Here is a 13,701-nt window from a genome sequence, read left to right as displayed (position 1 = left end):
TCATCCGCAGGGGCGCTGGCGCGTTTTCACCATGGAGTTCCCCATGGAGGATTGCAGCATGGACAAGTCATTCCTGATCCCCGCCGGTGCCCTGATGCTGGCGCTGGTGACGGCCGGATGCTCGAGCGTGCCGTATGCGCAGCGCATGTCGCAGCGGCAGGCCGCTTATGCCGCGGCGGCCGGCGCGCCGGTGCGCAGTTTCCATTATTTCAGCCTGTATTCGTGGGAGCCGCTGAGCGATACCGAGCTGGCGGTGTATACCCGTCCGAACCAGGCCTGGTTGCTTGAGCTGGGCGGATGCCAGGACCTGATGTTCACCAACACCATCGGCCTCACCTCGAACATCAACCAGGTGATGGTGGGCTTCGACAAGGTGCTGACCGGGCGCCGGAACTTCCCCTGCACGATCACCGGCATTCGTCCGGTTGACGTCAAGAGCCTGAAGATCGCCCAGGAAAAGCAGCGCAAGATCGAGGCAGCCGCGCGCAGCGCCGAGCAGCCGGCAGCGAAATAGCCCGCCGCTGCATGGAAATGGCGGCAGGGCCTGCACTGATCAGGCCTTGCCCGTCTTTCAGCGCACCACGGTGACCGGCACGTGGGCACGTGCCAGCACGTTGCCGGAAACCGAACCCAGCAGCCAGCGGGCGAGTGCGCCACGTTCGGTATGGCCGATCACGATGTGGTCGATGCCGTGTGGTTCGACCTGGCTGAGCAGCACGTCGCCCGGGCTGCCATAGGCCAGCTCCACGTCGACCATGTGGTCTGCGTCGGGCACGATGGCGCGCAATTCCTGCAGCAATTCCTGCGCGCGCTGGGTGCCGGAGTCGGCCATCATCAGTGCCGACACGTCGGCGCCGCCCTCGGTGACCTGCAATACCGATACCACGCGAACGCGGCCGCCCGAGCAGCGGGCCAGATCGATCGCGAACTGGAACGCGCGTTGCGAGACTTCCGAGCCGTCGTAACCCACCAGCGAGTGCCTGACCATCGTTTCCCTTCGCGACTGCACGGCGATCAAGCCGTGGTTCGAGTCTAGGCACGTGGCGGCCCCGGCCACAAGGCCGAGTCGGGACCGTCCTGCGCGCGATCGGCAAACCTGAACGGGCGGCGCGCATCTGCACATCTCTGTCACGTCGTCCTGCACAGCATTGCCTCCACCGCACCGATCGCGACCGGGCCATCCGGCAACGGCGGATCGCGTGCCAACCCTTGTTCCGCCTACTTCGAGGAGATGAATCATGATCAAGCGTACTTTTGGAATGGCTGCCCTGGTAATGGCCTGCGCAGGTGCGATGACCGTGCTGCCGACGAGCAATGCCCAGGCGGCGGAAGCCACGGTGAAATGCGACCTGGTCTACAACCTGTCCGGCTGGTCGCTGATCTACAAGCATGCCGAGGGTACCGGCATGGTCACCTGCAGCAACGGCCAGAGCTCCAAGGTCAAGATCGTGGTGGTTGGTGGCGGCCTGACTGCCGGCAAGTACCACATCGACCATGGCAAGGGCGAGATCAGCAAGGTGCACGGCATTGCCGACGTCTTCGGTGATTACGCGCAGGCCGGCGCCGAGGCTGGCGTGGTCAAGAGCTCGTCGGCGCAGGTGCTGACCAAGGGCACCACCTCGCTGGCGCTGGCCGGCACCGGTGAGGGCGTCAACCTGGGCGTTTCGGTGGGCAAGTTCACCATCACCCAGTTGTAATCGCGCAGTTGTAATCCTGCAGGCCTGACCGCAGCCAGGTCGGAATGAAGAAGGGCGCCATCGGCGCCCTTCTTTTTGCGTGCGCGTAAACTGCACTGATTGCGCCAACCCGATCGGAGATCCTGTCCATGCGTCGTCTTGCTGTCCTGCTTGCCTTGCCCTCGTTGTCGGCCGATCCGGCCCGCCTGAAGGTGGCGCACTGATGCAGCTGCCATCACGCACTGACGCCGCCTCGATACGGCGTTTCGCCGCCTGGGCGATCGGTCCCTGGGTGTTGCTGCTATTGGCTGCGCTCGGCTGCGTGCAATACCTGCGGCAGGCCGAGTTTCCCTATCTGGTGGCGGCGTTGCTGGTCATCGTGGTCTGCGCCGGGTGCATCCTGCGTCAGGCCTGGTCGCGGCCCGCCATGCAGGTGCTGGCCGTATTGCTGGCCGTCTGGTCGCTGGTCACCGCGGTGCTGATGCTGCAGCAGTGGGGCGACTTCGAGCTCGCCCGCCAGCATGCACGCGCCCAGCCGCAACTCGGTGAGCTGGCGCTGTGGATGATTGCGCGCGCCCAGCGCACCTGGCGGGTCGCACTGGGGCTGAAGCTCGTCGCGATACCGGCGCTGCTGTGGCTGGCCTGGCAGCTCGGGCGACCGGTCGTCCGCACGCAATTTCGCTCGCGTCGACGCTGAAGGTCGTCAATACTCTGCCGGGTGTCTTGTCGAACGTGCATCGGGGGACGGGATGAAAAACTGGCTGCTGGGATTGTGCTGTCTGGTGCTCTCGGGTGCGGCGCTCGCGTCCGGTCCCGGCGGCGTGCGCAAGCGGGTGCAGGCGAGCATGCTGCTCACCGGGACGATCGTGGTGGCACCGGACGGCGGCGTGCGCAGCTACGCCATCGATCATGCCGACAAGGTCGAGCCGGCGGTGATTGCGCTGATCAGCCGCAAGGTTCCCGCTTGGAAGTTCGAGCCGGTGCTGCTCGCCGGCAAGCCGGTCGCCGCAGAGGCCAGGATGAGCCTGCGCGTGGTTGCCCGGCCGATCGGGGAAGGGAATTACGCGTTGAGCATCAACGGTACGCATTTTGGTCAGGACGTTCCCGGGGAACAGATTACCTTCCAGGACCGGGTGCCACCGAGGTATCCGCCGCAGGCCGTCAAGGGGCGTGTCTCGGGTACGGTCTATCTGCTTTTGCGCGTGGGCCGCAACGGGCAGGTCGAGGATGCCGCGGCAGAACAGGTCAACCTGGCCCTGGTCGACAGTGACCAGGAGCTCGCTCAATGGCGCAAGATTTTTGCCAGCTCGGCGCTTGCGGCCGCCAGGAAGTGGACGTTCCACGTGCCCACCTCAGGCGTCCATGTCAATGCGCCGCACTGGATTGCGCGGGTGCCGATCAACTACCGGTTGAGGGAACGTGGGCAGCCCGAGGTCGACCAGTACGGCAAATGGCAGGCCTATGTGCCTGGACCGAAGGCGCTGGTGCCGTGGATTGATGATCAGCGGCAATTGTCCGGCAGCGCGGATGCGCTTCCGGGCGAGGGTATCTACCAGCTCCATCGCGATGGGCTGCGCCTGCTTACCCCACTGAGTGGTGCCTGATTTCCCGCTGGCGTCCTCGATGTCGGGTTTCGCGTCTGGTCAGGAAATCCCCGGACAACCCGATGTTCAGCATGGGTTGGCCCACAGCCGGTTATCGCTGGGCGCATCCCCTTCAGGAATGCATCCATGCCCATTCGTCGACTGTCCGTCCTGCTGTTGTCCCTGCTGTCCGTCTGCGCCGTGCAGGCACAGGATCTGGCGTCGACCTGTCATGCCAGCAGCAGCTACGACGTCACTCTGAAACCCGGCAGCCTGCTGTTCGACCGACCGGCGCCGGCGCCCTTCCATGTGGAATTGCAGCAGGGCGTGCTGCGCAGCGATGGCGCGCTGGTGAAGTTGAATGCCGAGGACCAGGATCGGCTGACCCTGTTCGAACGCGAGTTGCGTGCGCTGGTGCCGCGCGTGCGCACCGTCGCGCGCAACGGCGTCGACATCGCGGCGCAGGCCTTGAGCCAGGAGGTCGCCGGCATGGGCCTGGGCGCCGATACCCGCGCCGAGTTCCAGCGTCGGCTGGACGCGCACGCGGCGGAGCTCAAGCGCCGCATCTCGGTCAGCCAGAGCACGCATGACTGGCAGGGCGATGCCGCCAACCAGGCGATGAACCAGATCGCCGGTGACCTGATGCCGTTGCTGGCGGCCGACCTGGGCCAGCAGGCGATCAATGCAGCGCTGTCCGGCGACCTGCAGACCGCGGCCAGCCTGCGCGACCGCGCCGCCGACCTGGCCACCGATCTGCAGCCGCGACTGCAGGCGCGGATGCAGGCGTTGCGGCCGCAGATCGAGGCCTTGTGTCCGTCGATCGAGCATCTTGCCTCCCTGCAACAGGGCGTGCGTGGCAGCGATGGCCAGCCACTGAACCTGCTGCAAGTCGGTCGCTGAAGCCTGCACAACGATCGCCCCGGCAGCGTATTTGCATTGCCCGCAGGCCGGCAGGCATAGTCGGAAGGTCTTCAGCTGCCGATGGGCAAACCATGCAGACCACCGCTCGGGATGTCCTCGATTTCTGGTTCGCCGAGGCGAACGCCGCGCACTGGTTTGCCGCCAGTGCCGCCTTCGATGCGCAGATCCGCCAGCATTTCGATACGGCAGTGCACGCGGCCGCCGACGGACGGCTGGATGGCTGGACGACCACGCCGGATGGTTGGCTGGCGCTGCTGATCCTGCTCGACCAGTTTCCACGCAACCTCTATCGCCACGATCCGCGCGCCTGGGCAGCCGATGTGGACGCGCAACGCATCGCCTTGTCGGGTCTGGCCCGTGGTGATGACCGCCAACTGCCCGCCATCCAGCGCGTGTTCGCCTACCTGCCGCTGGAGCACGCGGAGAATCCCGCGCTGCAGCGGCGTTCGGTCGAATTGTTCGAGGCACTGCGGCTCGACGCACCCGCTGGACAGGGCGCCCAGTTCGACAATTTTCTGGACTATGCTCGACGCCACCGCGAGGTGATTGAGCGCTTTGGCCGCTTTCCCCATCGAAATGCTGTGCTCGGTCGCGCCGATACACCCGAAGAGACGCTTTACCTGGCACAGCCGGGCGCGGGATTTTGAAGTTCGCTGATGCCATGGAGGAATCCACATGCGCAATCTGATGCTGGTCTTTTTTCTGATGTTCAGTGCGATCGTCCATGCCGGACAGACGCTGCGGGTCGGGCAGCAGGTGCTCACCACCGGCGACACCGCAACGCATGCGATCGCCCTGTTGGGTGATCCCGGCTACAAGGAGCCGCTGGAGAACAAGTTCGGTGCGCATGTCGGCGAACGCTGGCAATACGCGCGCGGCGACGGCCATGTCGTGGTGCTGACGATCATTGATGGCAAGGTCAGCGACATCGACGATCGCCGCCGTTGAGTGCAAGTCGCCACACGGCGACCGACAGTTCAGAATTTCCATCAGACCAGGGAGCAGGTCATGCACATGCGTCTTGTCATTGCGTTGTTCGCGTTCAGTGCTGCGGTGCAGGCAAACAGTACCTTGCGTGTCGGCAACCAGGTGCTGGTCGCCGGCGACAGCCGCGAAAGGGTGGTGGACTTGCTGGGCAAGCCCAGTTCGAAATCGCATGCGCACAAGTCGCGCAGCCACGGCAGTCGCCGCGGCGGCGTGCGGGTGGTGGATCGCAACCAGGGCGGCGAGCAGTGGCGCTACCGGCGCGATGGTCATGTCACCGTGGTGACGATCGTCGATGGCAGGGTCACCGACATCGAGGATGATCGGCTTTGAGACCAGCCGATTGCCGTGTCGACGGAAGGTTTTCGATCGCTTCACGCACCGACATCGCGCAGCTTTTCGGGTGGTTTGCTAGGCTGGTGAAATTCTCCGCCTGAGTTGAAGCGATGCACGATTTCCTCGACAGATTGCTCGGTACCGCGCTGTCCACCAGCGTGACCCATGCCGGATTGAACCTGCTGTTTGCCTTGCTGATCCTGCTGGTTGGCATCTGGGTGGCTGCCCGCATGGCCAACTTCAGTCGGCGCGCGCTGCAGCGCGCGAGCGTGGACGACACCCTGAGTGGTTTCCTGCGCAACCTGATCTACGGCGTGATGGTGGCCATGCTGATCGTGATGGCGCTGACCCGTGCCGGCGTGCCGTCGGCGCCGCTGGTCGCCGCGCTCGGCGCCGGTGGCCTGGCGATCGGACTGGCCTTGCAGGGCTCGCTCGGCAACCTGGCCTGGGGCGTGCTGCTGGTGATCTTCCGCCCATTCCGGGTCGGCGACTTCGTTACCGCCGGCGGTATCGATGGCACGGTCCAGAGCATCAACCTGATGCACACCCTGCTGCTGCTGCCGGATGGTCGCGAGGCGGTGGTGCCGAACGGCAAGGTGGGTGGCGATGCCATCCTCAACTACAACCGTCGCGGCACGCGGCGCTTCGAACTGAAACTGGGCATCGGCTACAAGGACGACATCGGCGCGGCGATGGCCGAGATCCGTCGCCTGTTCGATGCCGATTCGCGCATCCTGAAAGATCCCGAGCCGGGCGTGTGGACGGTTGGCCTCGGCGAGAGTTCGGTCGACCTGGTGGTTCGCGCATGGACCGCCACCGACGATTTCTGGGCGGCGCAGACCGACCTGCTGCGATCGATCAAGGAGCATCTCGATGCGGCAGGCATCAGCCTTCCGTTCCCGCAACGCGAGTTGACCATCGTGCGCGGCGACCTGACCGGGACCGCGCCGAGGCAGGCGTGACGCGCGGCCGCTGAACTTCCCGGCGCGAACGGCTATTCCACGGTCACCGTGCGGCGGTTGTCGCTGGACACCTTGTCGATCAGTTCGTTGTACGGATCGACGCCGGCCAGGGCAGGCTTGCCGTCCACGGTGACGGTGATCGTGCTGTCGCCGTCAGCCAGCAGGCGCTTTTCCAGGTACAGCGGCTTGCCGTCCTTGCCGCCGCCAGGCGAGGCGGCGAACACGCCGATCTCGATCGGGATGTCCGGCCTGGCCCCGGTCTCCTTGCCCTTGCCGTCCACGTAGACCTTGCCGGCGTGCACTTTCAGGGTGACTTGATACTTGCCACCCGGCAGCTTCTTCGCGTTCGCGTCGGTCAGCCGGTTGTCGAACAGGGTGATCTTCCAGAAGAAATCATCCAGCAGCGATTTCCACTGCGGCCCGGCCGCCTTGTCCAGCGCGTCCATGAATTCGGCCGAGGTGGTGTAGGGCGGTTGCTGGAAGCCCTTGTCGAGCAGGAACTGTTTCAGCATCGCGTTGAGTTTTGCTTCACCCAGGTAATCCTGCAGTGCGTAGAAGATCAGCGAGCCCTTGCGATAGTGGATGTATGGCTGGTTTTCCACTTTCGCCAGTGGCTCCTCGGCCAGCGTCTCGGTGGCGCGACCGATCAGGTAGGCATCCAGTTCGTATTTCAGGAACTTGTGCATCTGGTCGGCGCCGTATTTGTGCTTCATCACCATCAGCGACGAATACTGCGCCAGCGATTCGCTGAGCATGGTCGAACCCTGCATGTTTGCCCCGATCACCCGGTGCGCCCACCACTGATGCGCCACTTCATGCGCGGTGACGTCGTAGACATAGTCGATCTTGGACTTGTCGCGCAGGTCGGCGATGAAGCCGATCGATTCGGAGAACGGGATCGTATTGGCGAACGACTGTGCGATCGCGATGTAGCCGGGAAATTCAAGGATGCGCAGTTGCTTGAACTGGTACGGCGTGTAGTTGGCGTTGTAATAATCCAGTGAATCCTCCGCACTCTCGATCATCCGGTCCACGTTCCAGGCATGCGCCGGGTTGTAGTAGACCGAGATCGCCACGCCGTTGTGTTCCACGCGCTTCACCGCGTAGCGCGCCGACAGATACGCAAAGAAATTCAGCATCGGCTGCTGCATGGTGTAGTGGAAATAGCGCCGGCCGTTGGCCGTCCATTCCTTTTGCAGGGTACCCGGCGCCAGCGCAATCTGATCGGCGGCGGTGGAGACAGTGGTGTCGAAGTCGATCCAGTCCGCGTCGTTGCTGATATAGGTATTCGCTCGTGCCTTTTCGTCATCCAGCTTCGGCATCCGCGGCACCGCGGCCGACAGGCCATACTTGCGCCGGTCGTTGCGGTCGGTCAGCTGGTATTGGGTCTGGTAGCCGAACTGCGGCAGCATGCCATTGTTGAAGAAGGTGCCGTCGTGGACCAGGAAGGTTTCGCCGGTGTCGTTGGTGAAGCCCTTCGGCGCGTATTCCAGGCTGAAATCGAAATCCATCGAGGCGCCCGGCGCCAGCGGTGTCTTCAGCCGGTAGACGGTGAAGCCGAGATCCTTGTCCGCGCTGACCGTGTCATGCGGCGCGAATTGCAGCGACTTCACGGTGAACTCGTCGGCGAAGTTCACATACAGCTCGCTGATCGGCGCGTCGTGCTTGTTGACCAGGGTGTAGTGGGCGCGGATGTCCAGGCGACGCCGGTAGGGATGAATGTCCACCGCGGCCCTGACCGCGGTGATGCGCGGCTGCGGCGCGTCCTTGTACTTCGCGTACTTCTTCTCGTAGTCCGCGCGCTGCACCGTCTTCGCGGTGCTGTTGCGGTAGGTGTTGAGCACATTGGTGTTGTAGTAGATCCACGCGCCACTGCCGATGAAGCCGAGCGCGGCCACCACCAGCACGACCAAGGCGGGTGCCCGCAGCCTGGCCCGTGCTTCGCGCAGGCGGTCGCGCCAGGCATCGTCGGTGCCGCGCGCCCAGAACAGCGCGGCCAGCACCAGCATGGCCACCGCAAGGCAACCCCAGTAGCCATCGAACCACAGCGCGCCGGCGAGGAAATGGCCGAAGCCGTTCATGTCCGAATACGGCACGCTGGGAGCGCTGCCGTAGTTGTAGAGGTTGTGGTCCCAGTGCAGCAGGCCGAAGCCGATCGAGCTGGCCGCCACCCACAGGATGGTCAGCAGGTAGCCGAGGAACTTGTTGTTGGACATCACCTGCAGGAACAGCGCCAGCACCGCGATCAGCACGAACGGGATCGCGTTCAGCGCCAGCATGCCCGCGTAGAGCCCAGGCTCCAGGTGGGTGTAGCCGTGCGCCAGCTGCCAGCCGATGCCGACCACCGCGCCGACCAGCAGCATCAGCACGATGATCGCCAGCAGCGCGCCGAACTTCGCCAGCAGCGGCACCCAGTCGGGTACCGGGAACGCATCGGTGACTTCCGCGGAGTGCTGGCTGCGCTCGCGCCAGACCAGTTCACCGGCATAGAAGATCACGATGATGATCAGTGGCAGGCTGAAACTGCCGTTGATCGCGGTGAGCACCTGGTGTGTCACCGGCCACACCGGCGTGCCATAGACCAGGCCGGACGACATCAGCGAGACCAGCATCAGCACCAGCGCCAGCGCCAGCAACACCAGCAGTGCCACACCACGCACGATGCCCAGCGTGTCGAAGGCGAATTGCGCGCGCAGCTGCTGCAGATGGGCGCGCCAGCCATGGCCGGTGCTCACCTGTGGCAGGGTCAGGGCGGCCGTGGCATTTGACGGGCGCAGCATCGGCGGTTCGGCGCGCTTCTTGCGACGCGGCAACTGCAAACCCTCGCGAGTGGGTCGGAACAACAGGTACGCGGCCGCGAACAGCAGCAGTGAAACGCCAAGCCACAGCAGGCGATTGAATAGCAGCACGCCATGCAGGGCCGGCAGCACGTGGTTGGTTTGTTCGGACGACCAGTAGCGGGTGACCAGTGCCAGCGTGCGACCGCCGAACGGGTCGAGCATCGCGGCGATCGTGTGGTTGTCGATATCGCGGCTGAGATAGCCCGCCACGCCTTGCAGCACGAAATAGGCGATCACCCCGATATAGGTGGCCAGCAGCGAACGGGTGGTGGTGGCCAGCAGGAACAGCAGCGCGGCGATGAACAGCATGTTCGGCAGCACCATCACGCCGAACGACCAGGCATAGCCATGCCAGCTGGCCGGGCCCAGGCGTGCGGCATCGACCCATGGCATCGCCCCGCCCAGCGCCACGCCCAGCGCGCAGACCAGCATGATCGCCAGCGCCGCCAGGTAGCCGGCGGCAAAGCGTCCGCCCAGATAGGCGCCACGACTCATCGGCGTGCTGAAGAACAGCTCCGACGTGCGGTGGTCGAAGTCGCGCAGGGCAGCGCCGGCGACGAAGATGGTTATCAGGAAGATGCTGAGCACGGTCAGCGCGGCCAGCAGGCGCACGATCACCAGTGGCGCGTTGCGCAGCACGTTGCCGCTGGCGCCGCCGACGATCACCATGTCGGTGCTGGCAAATGCGAAAGCCAGCGCACCGAAGGCCGCCGCGACGATCCAGAACAACGGCGCCTTCAACTGCTGGCGCAACTCGAAGCGAAGTATCTCGAAGAACATCGGTAGTCCCGTCCGCAGTGTCGGAAGTTGGCGTCAGGCGGCTTTGCTGGTGGCCTGCGCGCGCAGGTGGCCGAAGTAGACGTCTTCCAGGTCCGGGGTGACCGCTTCAAAGCCTTCCTCCGGCAGCGCATCGGCCAGCACGTGCAGCAGGGTGCGGCCGCCGGCGAGGCGGGTCGACAGGATGTTCATGCGGGCGCGATAGCCGTCCAGCTGGTTCTTGTCGATGCTGCGGCGCCAGACGCGACCCTCGAGCGAGCGGATCGCCTCGGTCGGCTCGCCGGTGAGCAGCACCTGGCCCTGACCGATGATCGCCATGCGCGAGCACAGGTCGGTCACGTCCTCGACGATGTGGGTGGACAGGATCACCACCATCCGCTCGCCCAGTTCGGCCAGCAGGTTGAGGAAGCGGTTGCGCTCCTCCGGGTCGAGTCCGGCGGTGGGCTCGTCGACGATGATCAGGCGCGGCGCGCCGATCAGCGCCTGGGCGATGCCGAAGCGCTGGCGCATGCCGCCGGAGTAGGTGCCCAGCTTGCGCTTGCGCACGTCCCACAGGTTGACCTGGCGCAGCAGCGCCTCGACCAGTTCGCGTCGCTCGGCTTTCACGGTGACGCCCTTGAGCACCGCGAAGTGGTCCAGCATCGCCTCGGCCGATACCTTGGGATACACGCCGAACTCCTGCGGCAGGTAGCCGAGCAGCCGGCGCGTGGCCTGCTTGTCGGCGAGCAGGTCCATCTGGTCCAGCATGATCGTGCCGCTGTCCGGATCCTGCAGCGTGGCGATCGTGCGCATCAGCGAGGACTTGCCCGCGCCATTGGGGCCGAGCAGACCGAACATGCCGTTGGGGATGTCGAGCGATACCCCACGCAAGGCTCTGACGCCGTTGGCGTAGGTTTTGGACAGGTCACGTATCGTCAGCATGGGTTCCTTCCGGTGCCGCCCGGTGCGGCGTGGACATGGGATCAGACTAGGTTAGAAGGCCGCGCAATGCGTCCGCTCAAGGTCATGGATACGCTGGCGCATGGTGGGCCCCGAAGCCCCGAAGTTACACGATCCGGCATACGCAAGGCGCGCCCCTTCGCTATGATTGGCCTCTTGCATGCAGCCGCCATCCCCGAGCGGCGCGCCATCGACAGCAGGAGTCATCATGGCCGATCTCAAAGAAGCCCGCGTTCCGGACATTGGCCACGCCGACGTCCCCGTCATCGAAGTGCTGGTGAAGACCGGTGACCGGGTCCAGAAGGAACAGAGCCTGATCACGCTGGAATCGGACAAGGCGACGATGGAAGTGCCGTCGCCGTTCGCCGGCATCGTCAAGGAAATGAAGCTGAAGGTCGGCGATGAGGTTTCCGAGGGCGCGGTGATTGCGATCATCGAAGCCGAGGGCGCTGCCGCCGAGCCCGCTGCCGCCAAGCCGGCAGCGCCCGCTCCGGCTCCCGCGGCTGCCGCGCCAGCTCCACCCGCTCCGCCCGCGCCCGCCGAGCCGGCTCCTGTGCCGATGGCCGGCCAGGGCGTGCAGCCGGGTATCGCACCCGAGGGCGACGTGCCGTCGCAGCTGCGTCCGCCCGTCGATGCACGCATCGTGATGCCCGGCGACGCTCCGTATGCCAGCCCGGCAATCCGCGCATTCGCGCGCGAGCTGGGCGTGGACATCCAGCAGGTGAAGGGCAGCGGCCGCGGCGGCCGCATCCAGCGCGAGGACGTCAGCACCTATGTCAAGCATGCGCTGGCCTCCGGCGCGCGTCCGTCGACCGGTGCCGCCGCCTCGCTGGGCGGCCTGAATCTGCTGCCGTGGCCGAAGGTCGACTTCGCCAAGTTCGGCCAGATCGAGGAAAAGCCGCTGTCGCGCATCCAGAAGATTTCCGGCGCGAACCTGGCGCGCAACTGGGCGATGATCCCGCATGTCACCCAGCACGAGGACGCCGACATCACCGAGATGGAGGCGTTCCGCAAGAAGCTCGGCGAAGAGAACAAGGATCTGAAGATCAGCCCGCTGGTGTTCCAGATCAAGGCGGTGGTGGCGGCGCTGAAAGCGTTCCCGCAGTTCAACGCCTCGCTCGACGAATCCGGTGAAAAGCTGATCCTGAAGAAGTACTTCCACATCGGCATCGCGGTGGACACGCCCGACGGACTGGTGGTGCCGGTGATCCGTGACTGCGACAAGAAGGGCCTGCTCGACCTGGCCCGCGACCTCGGCGAGATCTCGAAGAAGGCGCGCGAGAAGAAGCTCGGCCCGGCCGAGATGTCCGGCGGCTGCTTCTCGATCAGTTCGCTGGGTGGCATCGGCGGTACCTACTTCACGCCGATCGTGAATGCGCCGGAGGTGGCCATCCTCGGCGTCTCCAAGGCGGTGGTGAAGCCGGTCTGGAACGGCAAGGAATTCGCGCCGCGCACGATGCTGCCGCTGTCGCTGTCGTACGACCACCGGGTGATCGACGGTGCGCTCGCCGCGCGCTTCGCCAGCTTCCTCGCCAACCAGCTCGGCGACATCCGCCGGCTGCTGCTGTAACCGGCGAGCTGGTGCGGCCGATCACGGCATCGCCTGGTCTTGGCTTGGCGCTGGTACCTGCAGCGCCAACGGCGATCCATGAGGGAATCACCCAGGTCGATGACTGGCTCGGCCTATACGCCACCATCGGTGGCATGAAGATCTACCTCGGCTCGATCCTTGGCGCCATCCTGCTGTTCGCCGGTTTCCTGATTGGCACCGCGATTCTCAAGCGCATGTTGCGCCGTTATGCCCAGCGCAATCCGCAGGTCGATCAGTCCACGTTCTACACCGTGGAGCGCCTGCTGCATTACCTGTTGCTGGTCATCGGCCTGCTCTGGGCGCTGGACGTGGCCGGCATCCCGATGGCGAAGATGACGGTATTCGCCGGTGCCCTCGGTGTCGGCCTGGGCTTCGGCCTGCAGGCAATCTTCAACAACTTCGTTTCCGGCCTGATCCTGCTGTTCGATCGCAGCCTCAAGGTCGGTGACTTCGTCGAGCTGGCCTCGGGTGTGCACGGGCATGTGCGCGAGATCCGCATTCGCGCCACCCTGATCAGCACCAACGACGACATCGACATCCTCGTGCCGAACTCCGAGTTCGTGACCGGGCGGGTGGTCAACTGGACCCTGCGCGAAGTGGCGCGACGTCAGAAGATTCCGTTCGGCGTGGCCTACGGCACCGACAAGGAATTGGTGAAGAAAGCCGCGCTGGAGGCTGCCGCCGCCGTGCCATTCACGCTCACCCTGGATGGCCCGCGCGCGCCGCAGGTATGGCTGGTCGGCTTCGGCGATTCCTCGCTCGACTTCCAGCTGGTGGTCTGGCTCAACGCCGAGGCCACGCGCCGCGTGGGCGCCATCACGGCCGCCTATTACTGGGCGCTGCACAGCGCTTTCGAAAAGTACGCCATCGAACTGCCGTTTCCCCAACGCGATCTGCATGTGCGCAGCTGGGTTGCCCCGCCATCGCGCGCAGGGCGCGGCACCGCCGATTCGGCTGCCGCCGACGGCACGCAGGACAATGACGCAGCGCGCAGCGTCGAACGCGGCATCGCCGAAGCGTCAGCGGCCCGCGCAGATTCCCCCACTCCCCAAGATCCGGACGCCCGCTGACGTCCCGCAACACGAAGGAAAC

14 protein-coding genes are annotated in these 13,701 nt (G+C 65.1%); 11 read left to right on the top strand and 3 right to left on the bottom strand.

Features of this window, described 5'->3' with window-relative positions; translation table 11 throughout:
• Nucleotides 1-58: 58 nt before the first annotated feature.
• Complete coding sequence (locus ACQGNJ_RS16360; RefSeq protein ID WP_426690310.1) at nucleotides 59-514, top strand: DUF6491 family protein; 456 nt, start codon at nucleotides 59-61, stop codon at nucleotides 512-514.
• A gap of 57 nt (nucleotides 515-571) precedes the next feature.
• Here ACQGNJ_RS16360 and ACQGNJ_RS16355 read toward each other — a convergent pair whose 3' ends face one another.
• Nucleotides 572-988, bottom strand: a complete 417-nt coding sequence (locus ACQGNJ_RS16355) for a universal stress protein (protein ID WP_426690309.1) — start codon at nucleotides 986-988, stop codon at nucleotides 572-574.
• Nucleotides 989-1,238: 250 nt separating this feature from the next.
• Here ACQGNJ_RS16355 and ACQGNJ_RS16350 point away from each other — a divergent pair, with 250 nt between their 5' ends.
• The 8 genes from ACQGNJ_RS16350 (at nucleotide 1,239) to ACQGNJ_RS16315 (ending at nucleotide 6,462) form a co-directional block, all read left to right on the top strand.
• Nucleotides 1,239-1,697, top strand: a complete 459-nt coding sequence (locus tag ACQGNJ_RS16350; RefSeq protein WP_426690308.1) for a hypothetical protein — start codon at nucleotides 1,239-1,241, stop codon at nucleotides 1,695-1,697.
• A gap of 202 nt (nucleotides 1,698-1,899) precedes the next feature.
• Nucleotides 1,900-2,373, top strand: coding sequence for a hypothetical protein (locus ACQGNJ_RS16345; protein WP_426690307.1), 474 nt, complete (start codon nucleotides 1,900-1,902; stop codon nucleotides 2,371-2,373).
• A 52-nt stretch (nucleotides 2,374-2,425) separates the two neighbouring features.
• Nucleotides 2,426-3,280: an energy transducer TonB gene (locus ACQGNJ_RS16340; RefSeq protein WP_426690306.1), complete on the top strand. Its 855-nt coding sequence runs from the start codon at nucleotides 2,426-2,428 to the stop codon at nucleotides 3,278-3,280.
• 126 nt (nucleotides 3,281-3,406) lie between these two features.
• Nucleotides 3,407-4,159, top strand: a complete 753-nt coding sequence (locus ACQGNJ_RS16335; protein ID WP_426690305.1) for a DUF2884 family protein — start codon at nucleotides 3,407-3,409, stop codon at nucleotides 4,157-4,159.
• A 92-nt stretch (nucleotides 4,160-4,251) separates the two neighbouring features.
• A complete protein-coding gene (locus tag ACQGNJ_RS16330) occupies nucleotides 4,252-4,827 on the top strand; it encodes a DUF924 family protein (protein ID WP_426690304.1) in 576 nt (191 codons plus the stop codon).
• A 28-nt stretch (nucleotides 4,828-4,855) separates the two neighbouring features.
• The gene (locus ACQGNJ_RS16325) at nucleotides 4,856-5,128 is read left to right on the top strand and encodes a DUF2845 domain-containing protein (protein WP_426690303.1); all 273 of its coding nucleotides are present in this window, start codon (nucleotides 4,856-4,858) and stop codon (nucleotides 5,126-5,128) included.
• A 60-nt stretch (nucleotides 5,129-5,188) separates the two neighbouring features.
• Nucleotides 5,189-5,497: a DUF2845 domain-containing protein gene (locus ACQGNJ_RS16320; RefSeq protein ID WP_426690302.1), complete on the top strand. Its 309-nt coding sequence runs from the start codon at nucleotides 5,189-5,191 to the stop codon at nucleotides 5,495-5,497.
• Nucleotides 5,498-5,610: 113 nt separating this feature from the next.
• A complete protein-coding gene (locus tag ACQGNJ_RS16315; RefSeq protein ID WP_426690301.1) occupies nucleotides 5,611-6,462 on the top strand; it encodes a mechanosensitive ion channel family protein in 852 nt (283 codons plus the stop codon).
• 32 nt (nucleotides 6,463-6,494) lie between these two features.
• Here the strand turns inward: ACQGNJ_RS16315 and ACQGNJ_RS16310 are convergent, their stop codons facing one another.
• Nucleotides 6,495-10,082 carry an ABC transporter permease/M1 family aminopeptidase gene (locus ACQGNJ_RS16310; protein ID WP_426690300.1) on the bottom strand — a complete coding sequence of 1,196 codons (3,588 nt, stop codon included), beginning with the start codon at nucleotides 10,080-10,082 and terminating at the stop codon, nucleotides 6,495-6,497.
• Nucleotides 10,083-10,115: 33 nt separating this feature from the next.
• Nucleotides 10,116-11,000 (bottom strand): ABC transporter ATP-binding protein, encoded by an 885-nt coding sequence (locus ACQGNJ_RS16305; RefSeq protein ID WP_426690299.1) that lies wholly within the window; start codon nucleotides 10,998-11,000, stop codon nucleotides 10,116-10,118.
• A gap of 178 nt (nucleotides 11,001-11,178) precedes the next feature.
• Here ACQGNJ_RS16305 and aceF point away from each other — a divergent pair, with 178 nt between their 5' ends.
• Both aceF and ACQGNJ_RS16295 read left to right on the top strand, forming a co-directional pair.
• Complete coding sequence (aceF, locus tag ACQGNJ_RS16300) at nucleotides 11,179-12,588, top strand: dihydrolipoyllysine-residue acetyltransferase (RefSeq protein ID WP_426690298.1); 1,410 nt, start codon at nucleotides 11,179-11,181, stop codon at nucleotides 12,586-12,588.
• A gap of 44 nt (nucleotides 12,589-12,632) precedes the next feature.
• Complete coding sequence (locus ACQGNJ_RS16295; RefSeq protein ID WP_426690297.1) at nucleotides 12,633-13,679, top strand: mechanosensitive ion channel family protein; 1,047 nt, start codon at nucleotides 12,633-12,635, stop codon at nucleotides 13,677-13,679.
• Nucleotides 13,680-13,701 lie beyond the last annotated feature (22 nt).

Source organism: Rhodanobacter ginsengiterrae, from assembly GCF_050026815.1.
GTDB lineage: Bacteria > Pseudomonadota > Gammaproteobacteria > Xanthomonadales > Rhodanobacteraceae > Rhodanobacter > Rhodanobacter ginsengiterrae.
This window is presented reverse-complemented; position numbering and strand designations above follow the sequence as displayed.